Annotated in this window: 14 protein-coding genes; 1 reads left to right on the forward strand and 13 read right to left on the reverse strand. The window is 69.2% G+C overall.

What is annotated here, in order from left to right:
• Window positions 1-445: 445 nt before the first annotated feature.
• From HQ312_RS11640 to HQ312_RS11695, 12 genes are all read right to left on the reverse strand, one after another.
• Window positions 446-1,114: a ComF family protein gene (locus tag HQ312_RS11640; protein ID WP_056447788.1), complete on the reverse strand. Its 669-nt coding sequence runs from the start codon at window positions 1,112-1,114 to the stop codon at window positions 446-448.
• Between the two features lie 42 nt (window positions 1,115-1,156).
• Window positions 1,157-2,941, reverse strand: a complete 1,785-nt coding sequence (gene lpqB / locus HQ312_RS11645; RefSeq protein WP_374197706.1) for an MtrAB system accessory lipoprotein LpqB — start codon at window positions 2,939-2,941, stop codon at window positions 1,157-1,159.
• A complete protein-coding gene (gene mtrB / locus HQ312_RS11650) occupies window positions 2,938-4,623 on the reverse strand; it encodes an MtrAB system histidine kinase MtrB (protein WP_027506868.1) in 1,686 nt (561 codons plus the stop codon). The genes lpqB and mtrB overlap by 4 nt, the downstream gene beginning before the upstream one ends.
• Window positions 4,624-4,651: 28 nt before the next feature.
• The gene (gene mtrA, locus HQ312_RS11655) at window positions 4,652-5,329 is read right to left on the reverse strand and encodes an MtrAB system response regulator MtrA (RefSeq protein ID WP_027506869.1); all 678 of its coding nucleotides are present in this window, start codon (window positions 5,327-5,329) and stop codon (window positions 4,652-4,654) included.
• A 5-nt stretch (window positions 5,330-5,334) separates the two neighbouring features.
• Window positions 5,335-6,018: a dTMP kinase gene (locus HQ312_RS11660; protein WP_222638677.1), complete on the reverse strand. Its 684-nt coding sequence runs from the start codon at window positions 6,016-6,018 to the stop codon at window positions 5,335-5,337.
• Between the two features lie 40 nt (window positions 6,019-6,058).
• The gene (ahcY, locus tag HQ312_RS11665; RefSeq protein ID WP_037186733.1) at window positions 6,059-7,570 is read right to left on the reverse strand and encodes an adenosylhomocysteinase; all 1,512 of its coding nucleotides are present in this window, start codon (window positions 7,568-7,570) and stop codon (window positions 6,059-6,061) included.
• Between the two features lie 114 nt (window positions 7,571-7,684).
• The gene (locus HQ312_RS11670) at window positions 7,685-8,845 is read right to left on the reverse strand and encodes an alkane 1-monooxygenase (RefSeq protein ID WP_222638678.1); all 1,161 of its coding nucleotides are present in this window, start codon (window positions 8,843-8,845) and stop codon (window positions 7,685-7,687) included.
• Between the two features lie 155 nt (window positions 8,846-9,000).
• The gene (locus tag HQ312_RS11675; protein ID WP_197027845.1) at window positions 9,001-10,428 is read right to left on the reverse strand and encodes an amino acid permease; all 1,428 of its coding nucleotides are present in this window, start codon (window positions 10,426-10,428) and stop codon (window positions 9,001-9,003) included.
• Between the two features lie 178 nt (window positions 10,429-10,606).
• Window positions 10,607-11,854 carry a mannose-6-phosphate isomerase, class I gene (gene manA, locus HQ312_RS11680; RefSeq protein ID WP_027506873.1) on the reverse strand — a complete coding sequence of 416 codons (1,248 nt, stop codon included), beginning with the start codon at window positions 11,852-11,854 and terminating at the stop codon, window positions 10,607-10,609.
• A 49-nt stretch (window positions 11,855-11,903) separates the two neighbouring features.
• Window positions 11,904-13,058, reverse strand: a complete 1,155-nt coding sequence (locus HQ312_RS11685; RefSeq protein ID WP_027506874.1) for a hypothetical protein — start codon at window positions 13,056-13,058, stop codon at window positions 11,904-11,906.
• A 56-nt stretch (window positions 13,059-13,114) separates the two neighbouring features.
• Entirely contained in the window at window positions 13,115-14,485 is a 1,371-nt protein-coding gene (locus HQ312_RS11690; RefSeq protein WP_222638679.1) for a phosphomannomutase/phosphoglucomutase, read from the reverse strand.
• Window positions 14,486-14,621: 136 nt separating this feature from the next.
• Complete coding sequence (locus HQ312_RS11695) at window positions 14,622-15,029, reverse strand: DUF3499 domain-containing protein (RefSeq protein WP_222638680.1); 408 nt, start codon at window positions 15,027-15,029, stop codon at window positions 14,622-14,624.
• Between the two features lie 167 nt (window positions 15,030-15,196).
• Between HQ312_RS11695 and HQ312_RS11700 the strand changes: the two genes are divergently transcribed.
• A complete protein-coding gene (locus HQ312_RS11700; RefSeq protein WP_051613606.1) occupies window positions 15,197-15,619 on the forward strand; it encodes a metallopeptidase family protein in 423 nt (140 codons plus the stop codon).
• A gap of 50 nt (window positions 15,620-15,669) precedes the next feature.
• On the opposite strand, the gene HQ312_RS11705 is transcribed toward HQ312_RS11700, so the two are convergent.
• Complete coding sequence (locus HQ312_RS11705) at window positions 15,670-15,900, reverse strand: WhiB family transcriptional regulator (RefSeq protein ID WP_197027846.1); 231 nt, start codon at window positions 15,898-15,900, stop codon at window positions 15,670-15,672.
• Window positions 15,901-16,351: the final 451 nt, after the last annotated feature.

A 16,351-nucleotide genomic window follows, 5' to 3' on the forward strand; every position in this document is an offset into this window, starting at 1 on the left:
ACCTCGGCGGCGGGTTCGGCGCTCGAGCTGTCGTCGGCCGGGACGGCACTGGGTGCATCGTCGAAGTAGACGGAATCCGCAGTGGTGTCGGTCGAGTCGAGGGCGGTGGAGTCGTTCTGCTCCGGACCATGGGCGTGAGCTTCGCGGGGATGCGCGTGCACCCGGTGGGTGCTCGTGTGTGCAGTCGTCACTGGTGACGTTGTCGTCATACGTACCTCCCGATAGAGGCCGCGCCGAGATCGCTTCTGGCGCAGCGGAAGAACGGTGACACCGGAGCGCGGACCGCCCGGCGCCTTCGGTGGTGAGGCATCACCTCCAGACCCGGTAGCGAGGATCGATCGTGGCCCTGACCGTAGTCGCTCCCCGGGTGGTCTGCCACTGTTCACGGGATATTCACGGGACCTTTTCAGGCTCCCTTTCCGGCACCGGGACAGGCACTGCGACGTCAGCGCACGGCGGCGAGAACGAGCACCGCGTCGACACCAACACCGGACCGTCGCAGTGCCGCCACCGACTCCGCGGCGGTGGTTCCGGTGGTCACCACGTCGTCGACGAGCAGCACCGGTCCGCGACCGATCGCGGCGATGCCCCCGCTCCGGACACGGACCCGCCCCCGCAGGTTGTCCGCACGCTCGTCGGCGGTGAGACCGACGGAGTCACGCACCTGCGCGTCCACCCGCAGCACCGACACGACGCGCACGTCCTCCGGTGCGAGCACCCGCGCGACACGGCGGCAGGTACGCAGGATCGGATCACCACCGCGCGCCCGTGCCGCGCGGCGTCGGGACGGGGCCGGGACCAGCACGAGGGGCGACAGCTCGGGTGGATCGATCTCCCCGGCGTCGCGCAGGCGCGTCACGGCGGCGGCGAGGGCGACCCCGAGCGGTGCCGCGAGATCCCGTCGACCGCGTTCCTTCATCGCCAGGATCGACGCACGGTGCGGGCCGGCGTACGGGCCGAGCGCCCAGCACGGCACCCCGGGATCGACACGCGGCCGCACCGACCCCGGCGCCGCGTCGAGCGCGCAGGCGCAGGCGGGGCACCACGAGGCGTCGACACGGGCGCAGCCGCCGCACTCGCGGGGCAGGATGAGGTCCAGCAGGGTCGTCGGCACCGGGACACTGTGTCGCGGGGCTCCGACAGAGTTCGCCGCTCGTCAGCCCGGCAGGACGGGCACGGACTTCGTGCCGGTCAGGCCGGGCACCTCGCGCCAGTAGCGGTCACTGGCCGGGTCGCTGTCGTCGATCTGGAACACGGCGCGCGAATCGGCCACGTAGGTGCTCGACGCGGAGGCGTCGACGGACACGACAGGAGCGGTGAGGTTGCGGCTGGGCAACCCGTCGAGACGTGAGCCGTCGACGGCCACCTGCACGATCGGGATGTCGGTCGCCGCTCGGGCCACGACCACCGTGTCGCCGGTGCTCCAGTCCAGGGACAGCGCCGCGCTCGCCAGACCGTTGGCCACCGCCTCGGGCTCGCGGAGTGCGTAGGTGCCGTCGGCGCGCCGCACCACCACCGCCACGTAGACGGCGCCGTCCACGATGAGAGCCGCTCGCACCCCGTCGCGGGAGAGCCGCAGTTCGGTGATCTGGCCGCCGAGCTCGGCGATGTCGGCGGAATCGACGTCCACCACCGACACCTGTCCGGTGGCCGGGTCGCGGACGGCGCGCTTGACCACGGTGCCGTCCACGACGGCCCACACGGCGTCGCGGTCGGGACCCCAGGTGGGCCGGGTGATCGAGCCACCCTCCGCGACCGGGAAGGCGTTGCCGCCGTAGGAGCCGATGAGCAGCGCGTCGGGCGGCTGCGGCGCCGCCCGACCGGTGTCCGACACGGCCGCCACGAGCGTTCCGTCGCTGGACAACGAGATGGACCGCATGTTGTTGACGGTGCCGAAGTAGCCGGGAACCGGTGTCACGCCGTCGGTTCCGATGCGGACGAGCCCGCCGTTGCGCAGTGCGTGCAGGCCCACGTCGGCACCCGTCACCGCCAACGGATCGAATTCTGCGACCTCGGCGGTGGTCCAGCCGTCCGGATAGTTCGGGTCCAACGGCGCGCCGTCCGAGAGCAGGACGTAGGGACCCGACACCTCGGCCTCGGCCAGTGTCCAGATGATCTGCGCGGCGAGTAGTTCGCGGGTCGCGCGGTCCAGCGCACCGGCGCCCCGGAAGTCGATGCGGACACCGCCGAGACCGATGCCGACGGCCGAGGTACGCCCGTCGGCTTTCGTGATGGGACCGGCCGTGGTGACACCGTTGAACACGTTGCGCACCGCCGGCTCCAGCGACAGTCGCGGACCCGCCTGCAGCAGTGCCGTCAGGGTCTCTGTCATCCGGTCCTGCGTGGTGTTCACCCAACGCTGATCGGGCACCAGTTCGGTGCCGGTGGGATCGACGAAGTACAGCGACTTGCGCTGGTACGAGGTGAGGAACTGGGTGCGGTCCATGACGACTCCGGACGGCAGCTCGTCGATCCGCCACTCGCCGTCCTCGCGGGCCAGCGTCACCTGGGTCTCGAACGATCCCTGCTCGGCGCGGTACTGCCCGCCCTGATCGAGCTGCCCCACCCGGTTGGCTCGGATCGTGTACTGCGCGGCGTCACTCGACCGGGAGTCCTCGAGGACGTCCACCTTGTCCACGACGATCGCGCTGGCGCCGTCGTTCCACTCCGAGGCGGCGTTCGCCGTCAGGAACTGACGTGCACCCGCGTGGTCGTCGGCCGGATCGGTGCTGGCCTTCACGAAGTCGCGGACCAGAAGATTGGGTTCACGACCGGCGGCGGGAACGGGGAGTTCCTGCTCGACGGGCCCGCGCGCGACGGTGCCGATGGCCTGCGGCGCTGACGACGCGGGCAACGACGCGCATCCGGACGCGACGAGCGCGAGCGCGGCCACGCACGCCACGAGGGCGGCTCGTCGCCGCGGCACGGTGCGGTCTCTCACGGTCGCTGCTCCCCCGCCGTGGCGCCGACACTCGTCGGGCGCGCCGCCGGAAGCGGCTGTCCCTGTGCGTACCTGCGGCCCGCGGGTCGCAGCGGCAGGGGGCTGGACACGACCTTGCGACCACGCACACGCGGCAGCGTGAAGCGGAACCAGGCGCCCTGGCCCGGTTCGCCCCAGGCCTCGAGCTTGCCGTCGTGCAGGCGGGCGTCCTCGAGACTGATGGCGAGCCCCAGGCCCGTACCGCCCGAACGTCGCACGCGGGACGGATCCGACCGCCAGAAGCGGTTGAACACGAGCTTCTCCTCACCGGGGCGCAGTCCCACACCCTGATCCCGCACGACGAAGGCGGCGGCGTCGTCGTCCGCGCGCAAGCGCAGCAGGACGGGCTTGCCCTCCCCGTGATCGAGAGCGTTCGCCAACAGGTTGCGCAGCACGCGTTCGACACGGCGCGGGTCCACCTCGGCGTTGACCGGCTCGTCGGGCATGTCGACGATCAGCTCGGTGCCCGTCTCGCGGGCGAGGTGCCGCACGGTGGACACCGCGGCGCGGGCGCACATACGGAGATCGAGTTGCTCGGACGCCAGTTCGGCGACGCCCGCGTCGTGGCGGGAGATCTCGAGCAGATCGTTGAGCAGTGTCTCGAAACGGTCCAGCTCGGCGACCAGCAACTCGGACGAGCGCTTGAGCAGCGGATCGAGACTCTCACTGGCGTCGTGGATGAGCTCGGCGGCCATGCGGACAGTGGTGAGCGGCGTCCGCAGCTCGTGCGAGACGTCGGACGTGAACTGGCGCTGCAGGTTTCCGAACTCCTCGAGCTGGGTGATCTGCTTCGACAGGCTCTCGGCCATCTCGTTGAACGACATGGCGAGCCGGGCGATGTCGTCCTCGCCGCGCACCGGCATCCGTTCCTTGAGCCGGCCGTCCGCGAAGCGCACCGCGATGCGCGACGCCGATCTGATGGGGACCACCACCTGCCGGGCGACCAGCATCGAGATGGCCGCGAGCAGCACCAGCAGGACCGCACCGCCGATGAGCAGGGTTCCGCGCACGAGGGCGAGGCTGCGGTCCTCTCCCGCGAGGGGGAACACCAGGTACAGCTCGAGGGTGGAGAGGTCCGACGCGGTGGGACTGCCGACGATGAGGGCCGGACCCGAGTAGCCGTCCGGTTCCGACACGGTCGCGTACTGGTAGCTCACCTGGCCGGCCTGGACGAACGAGCGCAACGTCTGCGGGATCTGGTCGGCGGGACCGGTGAACAGCTCGTCGCGGGCTCCGTCGCCGGGAACGATGAGCACGGGGTCGAACGTGCCGGCGGACGTGCTGTCCGCGCCGCTCTCGGTGTCCCGGCTCGTCAGACCGGACCGAGCGAGCTCCAGACGGTTCGAGATCGACGTCGAGTCGTCGCCCGCCAACTGGCTCTCGACGGACGCACGCGCGCGATCGAGCTCCTTCGTGGCGGCGTCGATCTTGGTGTCGAGAAGTCGATCCGTGATCTGACTCGTGAGCACGACGCCGAGGATCGTGATGACGATGAGGGAGAGCGTCAGCGTCGACACGACGACGCGCAACTGCAGCGACCGACGCCACGCGTGACCGGCGGCAGCCCACATGGACCGGGACCATCGCACCAGAGGCGAGAAGGTTCCGTTGATGCGTCGACGGGAGCGGGACGTGAAGATCACCGACCGTCCCGCAGTCGATCGGCTCCGATCACGGCGGGCCGGCCTTGTACCCGACACCGCGCACGGTGAGAACCACCTCGGGGTTCTCCGGATCCGTCTCCACCTTGGCGCGCAGTCGCTGGACGTGCACGTTCACGAGGCGGGTGTCGGCGGCGTGCCGGTATCCCCACACCTGTTCGAGCAGCACCTCGCGGGTGAAGACCTGACGAGGCTTGCGGGCCAGCGCCACCAACAGGTCGAACTCGAGCGGCGTCAGCGAGATGAGCGAGCCGTCGCGGGTGACCTTGTGCGCCGGAACATCGATGACGACGTCGCCGATCGACAGGAGCTCGGCCGGCTCCTCCTCGGTGCGTCGCAAGCGCGCGCGGACGCGGGCCACGAGCTCCTTCGGCTTGAAGGGCTTCATGATGTAGTCGTCGGCGCCGGACTCGAGTCCCAGCACGACGTCGACCGTGTCGGTCTTGGCGGTGAGCATCACGATCGGCACACCGGAGTCCGCCCGCAGCACGCGGCAGACGTCGATGCCGTTCATACCGGGGAGCATCAGGTCGAGCAGCACCAGATCCGGTCGGTTCTCCCGGACGGCGGACAGCGCCTGGGTGCCGTCTCCCACCACGAACGGCTCGAATCCCTCACCGCGCAACACGATGGTGAGCATCTCGGCAAGAGCCGTATCGTCGTCGACGACCAGAATTCGTGGCTTCATGACGACTATCGTGTCATCCCGTCGTACTCCGCAGTCTGATTGAGAAGTTCGGCGGCGAGTCTCGTCACGTCGACCTGCTCACCGTCCGCCTGCGCGCCGTTCACGACGAACCACGGCGACATCCACGACGAGGCCGCGAGTCCCGCGTAGACCGCCGCGGTACGGGCCTGGAGACCACCGTCGCGCTCGTACGCGTCGCGGGCCCGCGACGGATCCTCCTGCTCCCGACCACGCGCGCGATGCTCCGCGACCTCGACCGGAACGTCGAGGAGGATCTGGGCGGAGGGACGCGGCAGGACGAGACGATCGAACTCGAGCGCGCGCACCCACTCGACCATCGCACCGTCCGCGTCCTGGTGGACCCGCGCGGCGGAGTACGCCGCGTTGGACGCGACGTAACGATCGAGCAGAACGACGTCGTGCCGGTGCAGCATCCGACGGAGGTCGGACACCGCACCGGCACGATCGAGGGCGAACAGCACTGCCATCGAGTTCACCCCGGCGGCGAGATCGCCGTGCTCACCGGCCAGCGCCTCGGCGGCCAGGTCGGCGTGGATCGACTCCCCGTAGCGGGGGAAGCCGACGCGGACGGCGTCCACCCCGGCGGCCTCCCACGCGTGCGTGAGGCGGGACGAGAGCGTGAACTTGCCTGCTCCGTCGACGCCCTCGATCGCGATGAGAGTGCCCATCGACTCCACTCCTGCCTGTCGAGTCCTAGGGGACCGAGTGTCAGTACCGGTAGTGCTCGGGCTTGTACGGGCCCTCGACGTCGACACCGATGTACTCGGCCTGCTCCTTGCTGAGCTTGGTCAGCGTGCCACCGAGAGCCTCGACGTGGATCTTGGCGACCTTCTCGTCGAGGTGCTTCGGCAGGCGGTAGACCTCGTTGTCGTACTCGTCCGGCTTGGTCCACAGCTCGATCTGCGCGATGACCTGGTTGGAGAAGCTGTTGCTCATGACGAACGACGGGTGACCGGTGGCGTTGCCGAGGTTCAGCAGACGACCCTCCGAGAGGACGACGATCGACTTGCCGCTGGAGAAGATCCACTGATCGACCTGCGGCTTGATGTTGATGCGTGTCGAACCGGACCGCTCGAGACCGGCCATGTCGATCTCGTTGTCGAAGTGGCCGATGTTGCCGAGGATGGCCTTGTCCTTCATCGACCGCATGTGGTCGAGCGTGATGATGTCCTTGTTGCCCGTCGCGGTGATGACGATGTCGGCCTTGCCGATCGCCTCGTCCACCGTGACGACGTCGAACCCGTCCATGAGCGCCTGGAGCGCGTTGATCGGGTCGACCTCGGTGACCTGGACGCGCGCGCCCTGGCCGGCCAGCGACTCGGCGCTGCCCTTGCCCACGTCGCCGTAGCCGCAGATCAGGACCTTCTTGCCACCGATCAGCACGTCGGTGCCGCGGTTGATGCCGTCGATCAGCGAGTGGCGGGTGCCGTAGGTGTTGTCGAACTTGCTCTTGGTGACCGAGTCGTTGACGTTGATCGCCGGGAAGGTCAGCTCGCCGGCCGCGGCGAACTGGTACAGGCGCAGCACGCCGGTGGTGGTCTCCTCGGTGACACCCTTGACCGACTCGGCGATGCTCGTCCACTTGGTGGCGTCCTGCGCGAGCGACTCGCGGAGCAGTCCGAGGAAGACCTTGTACTCGTCGGAGTCGCGGTCCTCGTCGACGGGCGGCACGACGCCGGCCTTCTCGAACTGCGCACCGCGCAGCACCAGCATCGTGGCGTCTCCGCCGTCGTCGAGGATCATGTTGGCGTGGCGGGGAGTGCCGTCCTCGGCGACCGGCCAGGTCAGCATCTTCTCGGCGGCCCACCAGTACTCGGCCAGCGATTCGCCCTTCCAGGCGAACACCGGGATTCCCTGCGGATCCTCGGGCGTGCCGTGGGGTCCGACGACGATCGCGGCGGCGGCGTGGTCCTGGGTGGAGAAGATGTTGCACGATGCCCACCGCACCTCGGCTCCGAGCGAGACCAGCGTCTCGATCAGGACGGCGGTCTGGACCGTCATGTGCAGCGACCCGGAGATCCGTGCACCCTTCAGCGGCTGCACGTCGGCGTACTCGCGACGCAGGGACATGAGGCCGGGCATCTCGTGCTCCGCGAGGCCGATCTCCTTGCGGCCGTACTCAGCCAGCGAGAGATCCGCGACCTTGAACTCGATGCCACCGCGGATGTCCGCCTGCAGCGCCTCGGTGCTCGAAATGTCGGGGGATGTCGATGTCGTCATTGTGTGATGCCACTCCTGTCGGCTGATGATCGGCTTCCAGGCTATCGGCTCACGGCTGCCCGCGGGTGGGTCGGGGCCACGACGTGTCCGGTTCCGTCGTCTCGCGCCGACGGGTCAGGCGGCGGCGGCGCGTTCGGGAACGGTCGCCCAGCGCCGTTCCAGTCGAGCGCGGGCGCTCGGCTGCAGGTTCGCGCGGGTGACGTCGCCGTCGTAGTGCGCGACGACCCTGGGGTCCATCACGCGACGCCACAGGGGCGGGACGGCCGCGAGGACGACCATCGTCGCGTAGCCGGCCGGCAGTTGCGGCGCCTCGTCGAAGGTGCGCAACGTCTGGAACCGGCGGCCCGGATTCGCATGATGGTCGCTGTGCCGCTGCAGGTGGTACAGGAAGATGTTGGTGACGATCCGATCGCTGTTCCAGCTGTGCCGCGGCGCGCACCGCTCGTACCGGCCCGTGGGTGTCCGTCCCCGGAGCAGCCCGTAGTGCTCGATGTAGTTGACGGACTCGAGGGTCATCACGCCGACCACCGCCTGGAGCACGAGGAACGGCAGGATGCCGACGCCGAAGACGGCGACCAGGACACCGAAGAGTGCAGCCGACATCGCCCACGCGTTGAGCACGTTGTTGCGGATCGTCCACACGCCGCTGCCCTTGCGCTCGAGACGCTGCTTCTCCAGATCCCAGGAGGACACGAGGCCGCCGCTGACACTGCGGGACAGGAACCGGTAGAGGGATTCGCCCATGCGCGCGCTGGCCGGGTCGGCGGGCGTCGCGACACGTGCGTGGTGTCCGCGGTTGTGTTCGACGTGAAAATGGCCGTACAGGCTCTGCGCCAGAGCGATCTTGGCCAGCCAGCGCTCGGTGCTCTCCACCCGATGACCGAGCTCGTGCGCCGCGTTGATCCCGATGCCGGCGACGAGACCGACACTGACCGCGTACCCGATCTTGTCGACGGCGGACAGGGTGCCGAAGGTGACGAGATAGCACGCGACACCGAGCCCCGCGTACTGCACCGGAAGGAACAGGAACGTGCACCACCGGTAGAAACGGTCGTGCTGCAGGTCCTGCACCTGCGCGTCGGACGGATTGTTGCCGTCCTCCCCCGCCAACGCGTCGACCACGGGGATGACCAGGAAGAACAGCATCGCGCCGCTCCACCAGAAGGCCGACACCCCCGTGTGCAGAACCAGTTGAGACGGCAGCAGTGCCGAGGCGGGCGCCAGCATTCCCAGTAGCCAGAGCAGCTTCTTCGGGTCGTGCCACCGCCGCGCCATACGTCAACTCCTCGACATCGAGTGGACTCCGTGGCGGACTCGTGTCCACCGCAGAAACAAACTTCCGGTCTCGAATCCGAGTGTAGAGCAAGTAGCGCGACGGTCCGCCGATCCGAATGGTGAGATCGGTCCGTTATCGGCGCGAAATATGGTGATTAGTGAGTGTCGTCCGCATGCTGCCGGGCTCCGAGCACCGAATGGCGGCGGCTGTAGCCGAAGTACACCACGACTCCGAGCGCCATCCAGACGACGAACCGCAGCCACGTCTCCACCGACAGGTTCAGCATCAGCCACACGCAGGCCAGCACGGCGAGGATCGGCACCAGCGGAACCAGGGGGACGCGGAAGCCGCGCTTCAGGTCGGGACGGGTTCGACGCAGGACGACGACACCGATGGAGACCAGGACGAAGGCGAACAGGGTGCCGATGTTGACCATCTCCTCGAGCGTCCCGATGGGGAAGAACGCCGCGAGAAGGCCGACCACGATGCCGACGAGCACGGTGATGCGCACCGGGGTGCCACGGCTCCCCGTCTTCGCGAGACGACGCGGCATCAGACCGTCGCGCGACATCGCGAAGAGCACGCGCGACTGTCCCAGCATGAGCACCATGACCACGGTCGTGAGTCCGGCCAGCGCACCGAAGGAGATCACCTTCGACGCCCAGGTGATGCCGTTCAATTCGAACGCCGTGGCCAGGGTCGCGCCCTCGCCACCGAGTTCGGTGTACTTCACCATTCCGGTCAGCACCAGGGTGACCGCGACGTACAGGATCGTGACGATCAGGAGCGAGCCCAGGATTCCGCGCGGCAGGGCCTTCTGCGGATCGGACGCCTCCTCGGCCGTGGTGGCCACCACGTCGAAGCCGATGAACGCGAAGAACACGAGACTCGCGGCGGCCAGGAGTCCGTACCAGCCGAAGTTGCTGCCCTCGGCGCCGGTGACGAAGGAGAACAGCGACTGGGTGAGGCCCGACTCCTTCTCGGCGGGGACGGCGGGCGGGATGTAGGGCGAGTAGTTCGCCGCCTTGATGTAGAACGCTCCGACCACGACGATGAGCAGCACGACGCCCACCTTGATCGCGGTGATGACGAGGGAGACGCGCGAGGAGATCTTCACACCCGTCGCGAGCAGGACGGTGAGCACCGCGACGATGACCAGGGCACCCCAGTCGACGTCGAGTCCGCCGACGGACACCACGGGCGACGACGTCCCGAGCACCTCACCGAGGTACAGGGACCAGCCCTTCGCCACGACGGCCGACGCGAGCGCGAACTCCAGGATCAGGTCCCAGCCGATGATCCACGCGACGAACTCGCCGAAAGTGGCGTACGAGAACGTGTACGCGCTGCCCGCGACCGGCACCGTCGAGGCGAACTCGGCGTAGCAGAGCGCGGCGAGTCCGCACGCGATCGCGGCGAACACGAAGGCGAGCGAGACGGACGGGCCCGCGACGTTCCCGGCGGTGCGCGCCGTCAGGGTGAAGATGCCCGCACCCACGGCGACCGCGACACCGAAGACGGTGAGATCCCACGATGACAGGCTCTTGCGAAGTTTCGTGTCCGGCTCGTCCGTGTCGCGCATCGACTGCTCGATGGACTTCGTTCTGCGCAGACCGGTGTTGCGCGAACCGGGTGCGTCCTTGCCGTCGATGGTCACCGTCGAAACTCCTCACGTCCTCCGGGCGGCCGTCGACCGCCCGAGGTCATCGTCACACGAACAGTGAACTCGGCGGGACGTATCCGCCAGCGTGTCGGGGCCGTCAGATCCCGCCGACGCCCGCCACGAACACGCGAGCCGAGTCGGTGAGAGCACACAGCTGCGGGTCCGGATCGGACGCGGCGATCCAGACGGCACTTCCCCGCTCCACGACCAGGGTGGACTCACCCGAGGAGACCTGTACCCGACCGTCGACACACAGGACGATGCGCGGCGCGGCGTCACCGTCGTGCGCGAGCGTCCACGGCTCACCGTCGCCGGACGCCGCGGACAATTCGACACCGACGAGTGCGAACTCCGGTGCCGGCGTGGGATAGCGCACCACGTGCGGACGGCTGGTGTCGGCGACGAGGACCGGTGAGTCGAGCGGCTCGAAGTCGAGCACCCGCAACAGTTCCGGGACGTCGACGTGCTTGGGCGTGAGTCCCCCACGCAACACGTTGTCCGAGTTGGCCATGATCTCCACCGCGGTTCCGCGCAGGTACGCGTGGAGGTTTCCGGCGTCCAGGTACAGAGCTTCGCCCGGCTGCAGCGTGACCCGGTTGAGCAGCAACGCCGCGAGCACGCCCGCATCGCCGGGGTAGTACTCCCCCAATTCCAGTGCGGTGCGCAGTTCCGGCACGAAGGTGCGGTCCCCGGTCTGCTCGGCACGTTCGAGAGCGCGGACGCACGCGTCCAGCACGGCCGGCAGCACGGAGTCCAACGCCCGCTGCGGCAGAGTGATCCACGAGGTGAAGAGGGTGCGCAGGCCGCTCGAATCAGGTTGCGCGGCAAGCATCTCGGTGTAGGGACGCAGCTCGTCCGCATCGAGCCGACCGAACAGCTCCACCGTCTCGGCGGGACTGCGGAACCCGGCGAGCGCGTCGAACTCCGTCAGGGCGACCACGAGCTCGGGCTTGTGGCTGGCGTCCTTGTAGTTCCGGACGGAGGCGTCGAGGGGCACGCCCGCGGCGTTCTCCCGTCGGAAACCCTCGCGCGCCTGGTCCGAGGACGGGTGAGCCTGCAGCGACAGCGGCTCCTCGGCCGCCAGGAACTTCACGAGGAACGGCAGGCGCGGACCGTGCCGCTCCACCACACCGGTTCCGAGCAGTCCGGTCGGATCGGAGTCGATGGCCTCGAGCAGCGAGACCCGACCGCGCGGCGTGACGAGATGCGCCGGGTCGCCCGGATGAGCACCGAACCACATCTCCGCCTCGGGATGCCGGGTGGGTGCGGGGACGCCGCGCAGTTCGGCGAGAGCCGTGCGCGAACCCCACGCGTAGGACCGTGCTGTTCCGTCGAGGAGATTCACCGACCACCACCTGCCGTCGTCATCGCTGCGAACCCGGACACGGCTGGGGTCACTCCCTGCCTCCCGAGGCCTGAGAATTCGAGAGTTGGAGATAGGCCGCCGCGGCCTCGATCCGCACCGCCAGGACGAGCGCCCTGCGCAGCGACGCCCCGACCGGCGTCGTGGGACCGGGCACCGCGGCGGGCGCGGGCGCCTCCAGATCCGTGCGGGGACCACCGTCGTCGTCGGCGCGCACCACGTCGACCTCACCCAGGACGGCCACCCGACGGCGGACCAGACTGTCGTCGGGGTCGGTCGACACGGTGAACACCCGAACGGGATCGGCCGGGGGTGGACCGTCGAGTTGGTCGTCGTGGAACAGCGGGTCGTAGTCGACACTGCCGCTCTCGGCGGAGTCCCCACCGATCGCGCCGAGGTCGTGGATCACACCGACGGCATCGGAGAGTTCGGTGGCCGCCGCCACGACGCCCGCGGCACGCAGCAGGGACGCGGCTCCGTGCCGGGCCACCTCGGTCGCCACCACGCCGTCACCGGTCATGAGGACCCGACGACCCGCCATCCGGGACGCCAGACCTTTCGCGGGATTCTGGAACACCTCGACGGACGCGTGGTGCCGCATGGCCTCCGCGTCCACCGCATCGGCCACCGCGTCGAGGTCACCGACCGACGACGCCGGGTCCACCGCAGCGAGAACCGCGGCCATCACCGCGACGTGCCGGGCGTAGGAGTTGCGATCGAGGACACGGACTCGCGGCGGGAAGGACACCACCCGGCCGGCGCCGGCGTCCGCGACAGGACCCTCGTCCGGTACGGCCACCACGACCTCGGCACGCCGACGTACCCCGGCGGCGACGGACTCTGCGATGGCCGGATCGCCGGCGTCGTCGCCGGCCACCACCACGACGTCCAGGGGTCCGACCCACGGCGGGGTGGCGGGGAGCGAGACGACCGGCACGCCGGCGGTCGGAGCGAGGACCGCGGCGACCAGCGCCGACGCCCTCCGGGCGGGACCGGACGCGGCGACGAGCACGACACTGCGGGGACGCAGACCGTCCAGCGGCGCCAGCAGGCCCTCGCGGACGGCGGACGCGGTGGCGCGGATCTGTGCGCCGGCCAGCGCGGCGGAGTGCAGTGCGCCCAACGAGTCCGCAGCCAGTATCGCGCTCGCGTCGTCGAGATCGACGTACGCCGAAGGAGCAGTCATGGGCACCTCACCCGCCTCTCTCGTTCCGTATCCCCCACTATGTCAGTCCGCAACCGTCACGCGCGGACGATGCTCAGGATCTCCGTCGTCAGGCGGTCCACGTCCTCGGGGGTGCGTGCCTCGACATTGAGTCGGAGCAGGGGCTCGGTGTTGGAGGCGCGGAGGTTGAACCACGCGCTGTCACCGAGATCGACCGTCACACCGTCCAGTTCGTCGGTGGAGACGGTGCGATCGGCGAACGCCGCGACCACCGCGGCGGTGCGCTCACGAGCGTCGGCCACCGTCGAGTTGATCTCGCCCGATGCCGCGTACACCTCGTACTTGCGCATCAGGGCGGACAACGGCTCGTCCTGTGTCCCGAGCGCGGCGAGCACGTGCAGCGCTGCGAGCATGCCCGAATCGGCGCCCCAGAAGTCGCGGAAGTAGTAATGCGCCGAGTGCTCGCCGCCGAACACCGCGCCGGTCTCGGCCATCAGTGCCTTGATGAACGAGTGGCCGACCCGGGTGCGCACGGCGGTACCGCCGAGCTGCTCCACCAACTCGGGCACCGACCGTGAGGTGATGAGGTTGTGGATGATGGTCGAGGTGGGGTGCTTGCCCAGCTCCCGCTCGGCCACCAGCGCGGTGATCGCGGACGGTGAGACGGGCTCGCCGCGTTCGTCCACCACGAAGCAGCGGTCCGCGTCGCCGTCGAACGCGAGGCCGATGTCCGCGCCCGTCTCGGTGACGAACTTCTGCAGATCGACGAGGTTCGCCGGCTCCAGCGGGTTCGCCTCGTGGTTGGGGAACGTGCCGTCGAGTTCGAAGTACAGGGGGTGCACGGTCACCGACGTCGGGTCCAGGACCGCGGGCACCGTGTGCCCGCCCATGCCGTTGCCGGCGTCCACCGCGACCGACAGCGGACGGATGTCGCTGATGTCCACGAGGTCGCGCACGAACGTGGCGTAGTCCTCGAGCACGTCCTGCTCGCTGATCGTGCCCGGCGCACCGTCGAACGTCGGGACGCCGTCGATGATCTCGGCCGAGATGGTGGCGAGTCCCGAGTCCTGGCCGACGGGCTTCGCGCCGGCCCGGCACAGCTTGATCCCGTTGTACTTCGCCGGGTTGTGGCTGGCGGTGAACATCGCACCGGGGCAGTCGAGCCGACCGGAGGCGAAGTAGAGCTGGTCGGTCGACGCGAGGCCGATGAGAACGACGTCGAGACCCTGTGAGGTCACCCCTCGCGCGAAGGCGGCCGACAGTGCGGGAGACGAGTCGCGCATGTCGTGCCCGACCACGACGCGCTGCGAGACGCCCTCGCCGCGTACGAGTCTCGCGAAGGCGGCCCCCACGTCGGCGACGAAGTCCTCGTCGATCTGCTCTCCGACGACACCGCGCACGTCGTACGCCTTGATGACGCTGTGAACCAGGTCAGCTGGTCGGGCCACTGCACACTCCTGCATCTGGGACGAACCGGACGGATCACGCACGACGACGAGTCGGCGAGACCATACTGGGAGCCTAGTGCCCGGGGGCGACGCGCGAGCAGTCCTGCAGCCCGACGCCGCGCGCAGGAACAGTCGTTCAGCTGGTGGGGTCGGGCAGAACGCGCAGATGTCCGCGCCGACCCGTGCGTGTCGGCGCGGCGGCCGGTACGTCGGCGGAGGTGCGCGTGTCGGACGACGAACCACGTCGACCGAGGGACGGAGCGGGACGCTCACGCGCACCGGCCTCGCGGACGGCCTCGGCGAGTGCGGTCAGATCGTCCTCGTCGGGGCTGGACGTGGAGAACCCACCCTCGTAGCGCACCATCTCCCACCCCTTGGGGGCGGTGATCGACGAACCGTGCACCTCGCACAGATCCCAGGAATGGGGCTCGTCCACGGTGGCGAGAGGTCCGACGACGGCGGTCGAGTCGGAGTACACGTACGTCAACGTCGCGACGGCCGGTCTCTTGCATCCCGGTCGGCAGCATCCCCGCACAGCTCTCACAGGTCGAACCCTAGCGCGTGTCCTCCGGCGTGCCTCGCAGGACACGGTCGTAGCATGGGCGCGTGTCGTTCACCGGATCCTCTCAACCCCGCGGCCGCGCCGGCGGCCGTCCCGGACGGGAACATCGGGCGTCCAGCTCCCGGTCCGCGGCGCGGCGGGGTCGCGGAATGCGCGGCACCCTGTTCCCCGACACGGTGCCCGCACGCAGGTCTCGCGCCGAGAAGTTCGATGCGGCGGTGCTGGACGCGTTCGCCGAGATCGACCGCAAGTGGCACGACCGGCTGACGAAACTGGACATTGCCGTCGACGACGTGCCGAAGATCCGCGCGGTGGACCCTGAATCGGTGAACTGGCCACCCGAGGTCGTGGCCGAGGGCCCGGTGCCGTTGTCGAGACTCGTTCCGGCGGGAGTGGACACGCGCGGAGCGACGACGCGGGCTCGGATCGTGCTGTTCCGTCGGCCCCTCGAGCGGAGAGCACACGACTCGCTGGAGCTGACGGACCTGGTGCACGACGTGTTGGTGGAGCAGGTGGCAACCTACCTGGGGGTCACGCCCGAGGTGGTCGACCCCGACACCGAGGACGACTGACACCCCGGCGCCTGCAGCGCGTCGTTCGGCGGCTGCGGTGACGCGACGCGTCAGATGATGCCGCGCTTGAGGCGGCGACGTTCGCGCTCGGACAGCCCACCCCAGATGCCGAACCGCTCGTCGTGCGCCAAGGCGTACTCGAGGCAGTCGTCCTTCACCTCGCACCCGAGGCAGATGCGCTTGGCCTCGCGCGTCGAGCCGCCCTTCTCCGGGAAGAACGCCTCGGGATCGGTCTGAGCGCACAGAGCGCGCTCCTGCCACTGATCCTCGAGCGGATCCATGTCGCCCGGCACCAGACTCAGATGCAGTGCGGGCGCAGGCATTCCAAGGCTCGTGAGCGGCGGGTCGACGTCGTCGACCGAGACGTCCTCCGGGTCGATCCCGTCCACGGGGTCCGCCGGGGCGTCCTCCGTCACGGCATCCACGTGCAGTACGTCGTCGAGTTCCCCGACGGGGGACTCCTGTCGACCGAGGTCGTGGTGTTGTTCCGGCATCACGTCCGCCTCCTCACCTGTTCGAGCGCAGTTGTTGTCGGTCACTTGTGTCGATGATCGACCGCGAAGCCGGATCGAAGAGCGAAGCCTCGTGTCACCATGGGACGTGGCGCTGCGGAACGCAGCGCGCGAACTCGTGTCGACTCATGGGAACACGTGTTCGAACGGTGGTTCGCTACAAGCGATTCCGCTGTTCGAACCGTTAATGACATGACTGTGATTAGACACGCCGCGGTGT

It is taken from the genome of Rhodococcus sp. BP-316 (assembly GCF_019836105.1).
In the GTDB taxonomy this organism is placed as follows: domain Bacteria; phylum Actinomycetota; class Actinomycetes; order Mycobacteriales; family Mycobacteriaceae; genus Rhodococcoides.